Genomic DNA, 10,583 nt, shown 5'->3' with positions numbered 1-10,583 from the left:
CCTCACCAACTAGCTAATGCGCCGCGGGCCCATCTGTAAGTGATAGCAAGAAGCCATCTTTCAACTTTCCTTCATGCGAAGAAAAGTATTACCCGGCATTAGCCCCGGTTTCCCGGGGTTATTCCGGTCTTACAGGCAGGTTGCCCACGTGTTACTCACCCGTCCGCCGCTCGTTCCACGAGCTTCACCCCGAAGGGATCCGCTCGCTTCCCGCGCTCGACTTGCATGTATTAGGCACGCCGCCAGCGTTCGTCCTGAGCCAGGATCAAACTCTCCATAAAAGTTAAGTTTGACTTGCTCATTTGCACACCGAATGTGCTTGTTTAAAATCTCTTCTATATTAAGAAGAAATGTTTGACGTACTGGTTGGTTCGTTCAGTTTTCAAAGATCAATGTTTGGTTCGCCGCTTCAAAATAGCGACTTAATTAATATATCATGTTCAGTTGTTATTGTCAACAACTTTTTTATGATTTATTTTGTTAAGCCGTTGCGGCTTGCCGCTCTCTTAACGCGACAAGTAACAATTTATCATGTGATGAGTTATGTGTCAACAACTTTTTTAATTGATAAATCATCGTGTTGTGCCGCTTCTCAATGCGACGTTTAATAATATAGCATGGTTTTAATTCTTGCGTCAATAACTTTTTATAAAAAATCCCTCCTTTTTCTCGTAAAAGGAGGGGAACGATTTTACTCTTCTATATATTTCTCCACGGTTTTATAACTTCTATGAAACACCCCCGGCCCTTTCGTATCTTGAGGTACCACTTCTATCACCCCATGATCGACAAGATATTCAATCATTGAAGAAAGATCTAAAATGTACTCTTGTATTTCAGGGTGGACTTTAAGCTCTCCAAACGACCAGGGTTCTTCCCGCTCATTCATCAGCTGCAGCAAATGCTGCGCGCTCGATCTCGAACGCTTACTAATAGAATGTTCTACAGCTAAAATCATCAATTGTATTCTTTTTTCGGTTGGTTCTCCACTTTCAATCAGTTCTTGATACAGTTTATATATTTCTGGTTCTATTCTTTTCACTTGGTTCCACACTGTTACTTCCGGATGGAACCCCTTTTCAATAATAGACAACCTAGCTAAATAATGAAGGGAGTTGACCATACGACTATAAGAATCCAAATATTGCTCAGAGTCAAATAAGTCTTTGGATTCGGTATAACTCCGGATCAACTTCGCAAACTCAATGGCCTTTTTTAGATCTCTCGTTTGTTGTGGAAATTCACGAAGGTGTTCCTTTAGGTTTGTCAGATATTCATTTCTTTCAAATATAATATGCCCATTAATCACCCACTCAACAGCACGGCGATACGAGCTTGTATCAATCCAATGCTGAAGAAGTTTTTCATCAACAATATGCATAGCTGCTGATTTATTTTCAAACTCATAATGTTTGACATACCATAATTCTTCACTATCCCGTACGATGATAAATAGAATAACATCAAAGTTATCCGTCACAGGGCTGATTGGTTTCTTCTTCTCTAATATAAGAATGCCTAGTGTATTATTTTGACTGGCCTTTTCTTGATAAATCGGGCGTAATTGATCTTCCATATTCTTTCCTCCACATTCAGTTTCCCTTTCTTTTTGTTTATTCGCTACTATTTGGCAAAATCCTTTTTTCCTAATATATTTGGGCAAAGAAAATATGCTATACTACGTGTTAGATAGTAAGGAGGGACCCTTAGTGGCGCTAAAGTATAGTAGTAAGATCAACAAGATTCGTTCCTTTGCTTTCTGGCTCATCTTTCTCGGAATCGGTGTAATGTACATTGGTTTACTCTTCAAAGATACCATGTGGCTGATGGCGACATTGATGATATTAGGAATGGGCTTTGTCGGTCTCAGTACCGTTGTTTATTTCTGGATCGGTATGCTTTCCACCAAAACCGTGCAGATCGTCTGTCCGTCCTGTGAAAAGCCTACAAAGATGTTAGGACGGGTTGATGCTTGCATGCATTGTGATCAGCCCCTGACAATGGACAAGACTTTAGAAGGAAAAGAGTTTGATGAGAAGTACAATAAGAAACGATACAGCAAACAAGAAGCCCAGAACCAACAGTAACTATCCTTTAATAGAAAAAACTCCGCTGAAGTAGCCCCTGCGAAAGGGCACGTTCATCAGCGGAGTTTTTTTAGGTGGAACTAAAAAACTGAAAGCCTTTCGCTTCCAGTTTTTTAGTGAGCATTATTCGATTGGCATTTTGTGCACGTTCCATAGACTTCCATGCGATGATGACTTACATTAAATCCAGTCACCTGTTCAGCTAATGATTCCACTTCGTTTAAGCTAGGATAGTGAAAGTCGACGATTTTACCGCATGATTCACAAATCGCGTGATAGTGGTCACTCGTATTACAATCAAAGCGGCTTGAAGAATCTCCATAAGTAAGTTCTCGAACAAGTCCGATTTCCCTAAATACACGAAGATTGTTATAAACCGTTGCTACACTCATGTTTGGAAATTTACTTTCCAATGCCTTATATATTTCATCAGCTGTTGGGTGAGTCATAGAATTCAGCAGGTATTCAAGCACCGCATGACGCTGTGGAGTAATTCGCACACCAGAGCCCTTCAAAGTATCAATGGCTTCTTGGAGTCGATGATCTGACACGGTCATGCACCTCGCTTTCATTTACTGATTCTTGATTTATAATATTATTAAATTAGAATCCTTACAATCAGTGTAACCTTTACATAATGAAATTGTCAATATAAAGCCCTACGCAAAAGGTTGAAACAATCATACATCCGGGTCTAGAAGCGTTTCGGATCCTCCAAGCTGTCTGTTCACATAACGAGCGGCAACGAAAAGGAAATCTGAAAGCCTGTTCAAATAGGAGACCACAAGAGGATTGTTCAATTCATCTTCGAGGGCCACTGCAATTCTTTCTGCCCTCCTAACGACTGTCCGTGCCAAATGAAAAGTTGCCGATGCTTGATGACCGGATGGTAAAATAAAATTCTTCAGCGGTTCAAGAGATTGATCCCATTCGTCAATCTGCTTTTCAAGTTCTTCGATATGTTCCTTTTTTAGTTTCCACATGACTTCCTTCCCTTGAGGTGTGGCCAGCTCGGCTCCCACATGAAAGAGAATGGTTTGGATTTTCTGGAATATTTGCAAAAACGCTTCTTTTCCGGGCCAGTTTTCTCGATTCAAATGACTAAGACCAAGACCAATCATGGAATTCGCTTCATCACAAGTTCCATAAGCCTCTACCCTTATATCATTCTTCGGTACCCGTTGACCATAAATAAGAGAAGTCTGTCCTTTATCTCCTGAACGCGTATAAATCCTCATACTAATACCCCCGTTTTGGATCAATCATGTTTTTTAATTCTCCCTCTCCACTTAAAAAAACGGCTAAATTCTCTTCAAAAATGTCAAAACCTCTTGGAACATAATGGGGGGAAATCCCAGATAAGTGGGGCGTTACAGTAATGTTTTCCTCCCTCCAGAAAGGGTGACCTTCCGGTAACGGTTCTTCTTCAAAAACATCAAGAACGGCGTGAGCAATTTCACCATCACGTACTGCATTTAAAATCACTTCAGAAGAAACCAAATCTCCTCTTCCCATGTTTAAAAATATAGTATGCGCGGCCATTTTATTAAAATGCTCTTCAAGCAGTAAACCTTCTGTTTCCGGGGTACTCGGGAGGGCAGCTACAACAAAATCCCCACTAGGCAGAACAAGATCCAATTGATTTACTGGGACGACTTTATCGAAATAAGGACGGATTTTCCCTGACTTCGAAACTCCGACAGTTCTCATATGAAAGGCTTTTGCCAGGCGGGCAACCTCCTGTGGGATCGCCCCTGTACCAAGAAGCACCATCGTTTTACCACTGATTTCTTGCATAACTGGACGACGGTTCCATTCTTCGTTTTTTTCCTGTTCCAATAGAGTCTTGGCTTTACGAGAAACTTGCAGGAGCATCGAAATCGCGTACTCAGCCATAGGTTGTGCATGAATCCCGCGAACATTCGTGATAAGGATATCTCTTTTCGCAATTTCACCAAATGGCATACGGTCCATCCCCGCCGAAAGAACCATGATCCATTTTAGTTTTTTGGCTGTTTGAATCTTTTCCTTATCCAGATCTTCTCCATATGTAATAAACACATCCGCTTCCTCTAAGGAATCTTTTGCTTCTCCCATTCCATGGCAGAAGACGAAAGTTGCTTCAGGAAAACGTGTTTGCAATCGTAACTGGATTTCCTCAGGTACTCTTTTAATGGCAGAAACGACCTTCATCCAATCAACTCCTTCCCTTTTCTTCTATATTAGACTATAAAGAAACCACAGTCACTTAAAGACTATGGTTTCTGACTTTTTTATGTTAAATTTTCGCGAATGTATTCAAGAGCTGATTCTACGTGCCCTTTTACTTTGACTTTCCGGTACTCTTCAGCAAGGGTGCCTACTTTATCAATGATAAAGGTGGATCGTTCAATCCCATAGTATTCCTTCCCAAAGTTTTTCTTAAGCTTCCAAACACCAAACTGTTCAGCAACCTGATGATCTTCATCTGCCAAGAGAAGAAACGGTAAATCATGTTTGTTAATGAATTTCTCATGAGATGCTACCGGGTCAGGGCTGACACCTAAGATCACGGCATCAAGATCTTCAAAGCTTTCATGATGATCACGGAAATCACACGCTTCTGTTGTGCACCCCGGGGTCATATCTTTCGGATAAAAATAAAGGACGACATTCTTTCCTTTATAATCGGAAAGGGATACGGATTCGCCATTGTTCGCAGGTAGAGTAAAATCTTGGACTTGTTTACCTTTTTCTACTGTCATTCTAAGACCCTCCTAAATGGTTTCTACCATTCAGGGTACCTTAAAATGAAGCAAACTTCCAATTTCAACGATCTCCTTGATGTTTCAGCCACACCTTGGCAACCAACGCTGCAGGTAATGTGTAACCAATCATGGCTTCTACAATGGCAATCCATTTCCCCACTCCCATGGGAATAATATCTCCATATCCTACAGTAAACAAAGTCACTCCACTGAAATAAATGCTCCTTACTATATCCCTCACCCAATAATCATGCTTAAAAGGAATGTTTTCTTCGTACACTACAATACCTTGATTCATCAGTACTGCATAGATGATTCCAAAGCCAACCATGACAATGGTGTACAACAACATAATGGAAACGAATAACTGCAGGGAAAAAATTTTATGTTCGAACTCAAGGGAATGAAAAATTTGGCGGAGGCTGGCTCCGATTAAGGCGAGGGAAAGTGTGCTGATGATGATTGTCATCATAATGAAAGCTCCTTTTGAGAACAAGAGAGGTTCAAAATAATTAAAACAAGCCCTATTTGTTCATATGAACCCTTCACCTGTTTTATGCTATTACACCAATCGATTCGTTGAAGGTCCATTTTCTAATCAAAACCGGGCGAACGCACAGCCCCTCTATTCTACACCTGCATAAGATGAAGTAAACAACGGAAAGGGGGAATTATGAATGAGTTACGGATATGGCGGAGGCTTTGCGCTAATCGTTGTTCTTTTCATCCTTCTAATCATCGTTGGTGCAGCATTCGTATACTAAAACTAGTTCGCATTGAGTCCTGAATTTGCTCAATGCTTCTTTCCTCGTAATTGATCGGAATACTGTTTCAACGCTCTAGAGTGAAGGAACCTCACAGAGGCCGCACCCTGGAATTTTATCCAGGGTGCGGCTTTCTGCTTTTAGATGGACAAGCATGCTACAATGGAAGAGAATAGACATGTTTAGGGGGTTTCCTAGTGAATTTCAATCAATCAGAACAACTATATAAAGAAGCACAAGATCATATTGTTGGCGGTGTCAATTCACCTTCCCGCGCTTACAAAGGGGTAGGCGGAGGTACGCCGGTTTACATGGATAGGGCAAGCGGGTCACGCTTTTATGATGTGGATGGAAATGAGTACATCGATTATTTAGGTGCCTACGGTCCCATCATCACCGGCCATGCTCACCCACACATAACTGAGGCGATTACCAAAGCCGCTGAAAACGGTGTCCTCTACGGAACACCGACGGTCCTGGAAAACCGTTTCGCCAAAATGCTGAAAGACGCTATTCCATCATTGGAGAAAGTTAGATTCGTCAATTCAGGGACAGAAGCCGTAATGACAACGATTCGAGTAGCTCGTGCCTATACGGGCAGAAATAAAATTATAAAATTTGCCGGGTGCTATCACGGTCATTCTGATTTAGTACTCGTTGCCGCTGGATCCGGTCCTTCAACTCTTGGGACTCCAGATTCCGCAGGTGTCCCTGCTTCCATTGCCGAAGATGTCATCACCGTTCCATTCAACGACATTGAACCATTCAAAGAAGCCCTTGATAAATTCGGGGACCAAATTGCGGGAGTACTTGTTGAACCTATTGTAGGAAACTTCGGTATTGTTGAACCGAAGCCAGGTTTCTTAAAAGAAGTGAATGAGCTTACTCATGAGGCAGGAGCTCTTGTTATTTATGATGAAGTCATTACAGCTTTCCGTTTTACATATGGAAGCGCACAACAACTTCTTGATATTGAACCCGATATGACAGCAATGGGTAAAATCATCGGAGGCGGCTTACCCATTGGTGCCTATGGGGGCCGAGCTGATATCATGGAACAAGTCGCTCCATTAGGTCCTGCTTATCAAGCCGGTACGATGGCAGGTAATCCTGCCTCCATGTCTGCAGGGATTGCATGCCTGGAAGTGCTCCAGCAACATGGGGTCTACGATGAAATGGATCGCCTTGGTGAACGGTTGGAAAAAGGCATAAGGGAACAGGCGGAGAAGCATGGCATCCAGATTCAAATCAACCGATTAAAAGGGGCCTTCACTGTTTACTTTACTGATGAAAAGGTAGAGAACTATGAGCAAGCTGAAAATACCGATGGAGAAAGATTTGCTCGTTTCTTTAAACTGATGCTAGCTGAAGGCATTAATCTAGCACCTTCCAAATACGAAGCATGGTTTTTAACAACGGCCCATACAGATGAAGATATTGATCTTACACTGGCAGCAGTAGAAAAGACGTTTAGAATAATGGCAGACGATAAATAAAATGACCGAACGACCCACTCCCCTAAAAAAAGGGGAGTTTTCTATTATTTTCTGATTATTTAGTTGAATAAGTGAAATAATCATGCTATTATATATACATAATTCTGAATATTCCCACGAATTATGATCTTTGTTTCATTTCTTTCCCTTTTCATAGGTTCCAGCCCATAGGCTGGTTCCCCTTTGGCTTATGCGTATCACGCATAAGCTTTTTCTTTTTGTTCTATCTTTTTTCAAATCATGTATAATGATGTCATCCGCATTTTTATTAAGGGTAAAATATGAAGTATCTGTTTTTCTCTCGTCATAATCTTATGAAAAATATTCCTCATTGATTAAAAGGATGATGTTCTATATGAAACTAGGCGCAAGAATGATGAAAACAGGTCTGGCTGTAGGGATTGCCCTTTATATCGGTCATTTGATTGGGTTTGTATCTCCTCTCTTGGCCGCAATCGCCGTCGTTTTTTCTATCCAGCCTTCGATCTATCGTTCCTACCAATCCATTATTGAACAGGTTCAAGGAAACTCAATTGGAGCGGTTATTGCTATCATCGCTGTGTTCACGCTCGGTAACGACCCCTTTATTGTAGGGTTTGCCATCATACTAGTCATCGGTTTAACAACAACATTAAAAATGAACGAAAACACAATAGCCTTAGCCGTGGTCGCTGTCATTGCCTTGATGGATTCAACGGATCAGACATTTTTACACTTTGCAGGCTCAAGGTTCACATCGATGCTCCTTGGTATTCTTGCCGCATTCATCGTCAACCTTGTCTTCCTGCCTCCTCGCTATGAAACCAGACTATTCTTGAAAATTGATCAAGCGACTAATGATATTTTGCAATGGCTTAGAGTGACGACAAGGAATTTATCAGATGAACCCGCTTTAAAGTATGAAATTATTCGCATTCAGGATGACATGCGCTGGGTTGATCACACTTATCTTCTTTATTCGGAAGAACGGACCTACTTTAGGGGCAGCCGTTTCTCAAAAGGGAGGAAATTAGTTTTATTCAGGCAGTTGATCACCACAACTAAAAAATCTTTCGATGTCTTGAAAGCTTTCTATCGTCTGGAACATAAGATTGAACAAATCCCTGATGATTTTCAGGATGCCGTTGTACAAGAACTTGATAAGCTGATTAACGCCCATGAGAAGTTAATTCTCAGCCTAAAAGGGCGAATTAAGAACACACACAAACAATCATTAAGACGGATTGAGGAACCGAATATTCCCCTGCTTGTTGAACGGCTCATGAATGTATATGAGGAAGGGAATAACCCAGACAAACTTGTGTTCCTTCCTCTTGCCTCTCAATTGATGGAATACCACTATCAATTAGAGCGACTCAAGAAACTATTAAAGAGTTACCAAACTCATCATAACGAAGAGTTTATTCAAACATCTGATAAGTAGAACAAGAGCATAGGGTGTCTTGCTCACTCCCGACAACCTTAAAACCTCGAGGGGGCAGGGTTGGGGCTGGCTAATACTCACTATTAAAAGTGATTCACATTCCAAGAATTTTAAAATGGCCAAAACGAAAAAATCCGCGTATGATATTCATACGCGGATTTTTTTGAGGCCTATGAGCACTCCCACTCAACCCTCTGATTTTTATTTTTCATGATGATGAATATGTTACGTTCCCATATATTCTTGCTTGTTATCATCCAGTTCCTGTACTTGATAAAGGTCATAATAATGGCCTTGCTTTTGCATTAACTCCTGATGCGAACCGATTTCAACGATTTCGCCATTCTCTATATGAACGATCCGATCCGCATGAGTAATAGTAGAAAGTCTGTGTGCTACGATAAACGTTGTTCTTTCTGAAGCCAACCGTTCAAGAGCATTTTGGATAAGATGTTCACTTTCCAAATCCAGAGCTGAAGTTGCCTCATCCAATACGAGAAGCGGCGGGTTTTTCAAAAAGACTCTAGCGATGGCTACCCTTTGTTTTTGGCCTCCTGATAGTTTGACCCCACGTTCTCCGACAAGAGTATTATAACCATTCGGAAGCCCCGTGATGAAATCATGAGCATTGGCTGCTTTAGCTGCTGCCATCATTTCTTCGTCGGTCGCATCGGGATTCCCCATTCTGATGTTCATTGCGATGGATTCACTGAAAAGGATATTATCCTGTAGAACCATCCCAATATTATCGCGTAATGACCTTGCTTCAAAGTCACGTATATCTGTGCCGTCTATAGTAATACGCCCTGATGTTACATCATAGAAACGGGGAATCAAGCTGATGAGAGTAGACTTCCCTCCCCCACTCATTCCAACGAAAGCGATGGTTTCACCTTTCTTAATGTCGAGATTGACATTCTTTAGAACGAGAGGGTCTTCTTCGTCATACCGGAAGGAAACATCTTCGACTTTGACATCCCCTTGGATGCTTTCCATCTTTTTAGCTCCGGGCTTATCGACTATATCATATTTCTCATCAATGAATTCAAAAACACGATCCATTGAAGCAATCGACTGTGTCAGAACTGTCGCCGAGTTTACAAGACGGCGAAGAGGATTGTAGACACGATCCATATAGCCTACGAACGCGACCATTGTCCCAACAGTTAATGCACCAGTGATCACCTGATAACCAGCAAATGAGATGACTAGTAATGGTGCAAGATCCGTAATGGTATTCGTCACCGAATACGTATAGGCATTCCAGTTCGTATGGGTGATGGCTTTATTAAGAAAGTTCTTGTTTTTTACATCGAACTGTTCCTGTTCATGTTCTTCAAGTGCAAAACTCCTGGTCACCGGCACACCCTGAACGCGTTCATGCAAATGCCCCTGTACTTCGGCCAGTGCCTGTGAGCGATCTCTTGTAAGCCTTCGCAGTCTTGCATAAAAATATTTAACAGCAAATCCATAGAACGGGAATAAAGCGATAGATACAAGAGTCAACCATGGGTCCATCGTAAGCATAATAATAATAGCTATAACAATCGTAATCATATCAAGCCAAATATTCATAAGACCTGTAATAACAAATGTTTTGGTTTGCTCTACATCATGAATCACACGGGATATAATTTCTCCCGTTTTCGTCTTGGAATAAAAACGTAAACTTAAACGCTGGATATGGTCAAAAAGCTTTTCCCTTATATCATATAATATATGACTTCCGATCCATTGCGCTAAATATTGGCGGATATACTCAATGGGGGGACGCAAAATGAAAAATACGAGAAAAGCACCTCCCATAATGAGAAGCAACTGGTCCAGCTGCTCCCCTTGCGTCATATCTTCAGCATTGATGATGTCATCTATGACATACTTGATAATGAGCGGCATCAATAAAGGGATGGAAAATTTAACCACACCTATGAGAACCGTAAGTATGATTTTTCCCTTATAGGGCTGAACAAAGCGCAAATACCTTTTAATACTGCCCAAAAAAACACCTTCCTTTCATTCCTATCTAACAACAACGAAGCGCACTTTTTATAAGTGCGCAATCCCCT

Annotated in this window: 11 protein-coding genes and 1 rRNA gene; 4 read left to right on the top strand and 8 right to left on the bottom strand. The window is 41.3% G+C overall.

Going from position 1 to position 10,583, the window contains the following annotated elements; all coding sequences use genetic code 11:
* A 16S ribosomal RNA gene (locus BLW54_RS12950) occupies window positions 1-281 on the bottom strand; the annotation flags it as partial.
* Window positions 282-691: 410 nt separating this feature from the next.
* Window positions 692-1,576, bottom strand: coding sequence for a nucleotidyltransferase-like protein (locus tag BLW54_RS12945; RefSeq protein ID WP_035508699.1), 885 nt, complete (start codon window positions 1,574-1,576; stop codon window positions 692-694).
* Window positions 1,577-1,709: 133 nt separating this feature from the next.
* Between BLW54_RS12945 and BLW54_RS12940 the strand changes: the two genes are divergently transcribed.
* Window positions 1,710-2,087, top strand: coding sequence for a YgzB family protein (locus BLW54_RS12940; RefSeq protein WP_035508697.1), 378 nt, complete (start codon window positions 1,710-1,712; stop codon window positions 2,085-2,087).
* 113 nt (window positions 2,088-2,200) lie between these two features.
* Here the strand turns inward: BLW54_RS12940 and perR are convergent, their stop codons facing one another.
* The 5 genes from perR to BLW54_RS12915 form a co-directional block, all read right to left on the bottom strand.
* Window positions 2,201-2,644 (bottom strand): peroxide-responsive transcriptional repressor PerR, encoded by a 444-nt coding sequence (perR, locus tag BLW54_RS12935; RefSeq protein WP_035508695.1) that lies wholly within the window; start codon window positions 2,642-2,644, stop codon window positions 2,201-2,203.
* Between the two features lie 123 nt (window positions 2,645-2,767).
* Window positions 2,768-3,325 (bottom strand): cob(I)yrinic acid a,c-diamide adenosyltransferase, encoded by a 558-nt coding sequence (locus tag BLW54_RS12930; RefSeq protein ID WP_035508693.1) that lies wholly within the window; start codon window positions 3,323-3,325, stop codon window positions 2,768-2,770.
* Window position 3,326: 1 nt separating this feature from the next.
* Entirely contained in the window at window positions 3,327-4,280 is a 954-nt protein-coding gene (locus BLW54_RS12925) for a D-2-hydroxyacid dehydrogenase (protein WP_035508691.1), read from the bottom strand.
* Between the two features lie 80 nt (window positions 4,281-4,360).
* Complete coding sequence (gene bcp / locus BLW54_RS12920; protein ID WP_035508689.1) at window positions 4,361-4,831, bottom strand: thioredoxin-dependent thiol peroxidase; 471 nt, start codon at window positions 4,829-4,831, stop codon at window positions 4,361-4,363.
* Window positions 4,832-4,895: 64 nt separating this feature from the next.
* Entirely contained in the window at window positions 4,896-5,306 is a 411-nt protein-coding gene (locus BLW54_RS12915; protein WP_035508687.1) for a potassium channel family protein, read from the bottom strand.
* 205 nt (window positions 5,307-5,511) lie between these two features.
* Between BLW54_RS12915 and BLW54_RS12910 the strand changes: the two genes are divergently transcribed.
* The 3 genes from BLW54_RS12910 to BLW54_RS12900 all read left to right on the top strand — a co-directional run bounded on the left by BLW54_RS12910 (window position 5,512) and on the right by BLW54_RS12900 (window position 8,517).
* Window positions 5,512-5,598: a YjcZ family sporulation protein gene (locus tag BLW54_RS12910; RefSeq protein ID WP_074735040.1), complete on the top strand. Its 87-nt coding sequence runs from the start codon at window positions 5,512-5,514 to the stop codon at window positions 5,596-5,598.
* 197 nt (window positions 5,599-5,795) lie between these two features.
* Window positions 5,796-7,094, top strand: coding sequence for a glutamate-1-semialdehyde 2,1-aminomutase (locus BLW54_RS12905; RefSeq protein WP_035508685.1), 1,299 nt, complete (start codon window positions 5,796-5,798; stop codon window positions 7,092-7,094).
* Window positions 7,095-7,449: 355 nt separating this feature from the next.
* Complete coding sequence (locus BLW54_RS12900; protein WP_035508683.1) at window positions 7,450-8,517, top strand: FUSC family protein; 1,068 nt, start codon at window positions 7,450-7,452, stop codon at window positions 8,515-8,517.
* 225 nt (window positions 8,518-8,742) lie between these two features.
* On the opposite strand, the gene BLW54_RS12895 is transcribed toward BLW54_RS12900, so the two are convergent.
* Window positions 8,743-10,515, bottom strand: coding sequence for an ABC transporter ATP-binding protein (locus BLW54_RS12895; RefSeq protein ID WP_035508682.1), 1,773 nt, complete (start codon window positions 10,513-10,515; stop codon window positions 8,743-8,745).
* Window positions 10,516-10,583 lie beyond the last annotated feature (68 nt).

The sequence above is a fragment of the Halobacillus karajensis genome (assembly GCF_900108515.1).
Lineage (GTDB): Bacteria > Bacillota > Bacilli > Bacillales > Halobacillaceae > Halobacillus > Halobacillus karajensis.
The sequence above is the reverse complement of the archived record's forward strand: the minus strand, read 5'-3'. Positions and strand labels throughout refer to the sequence as shown.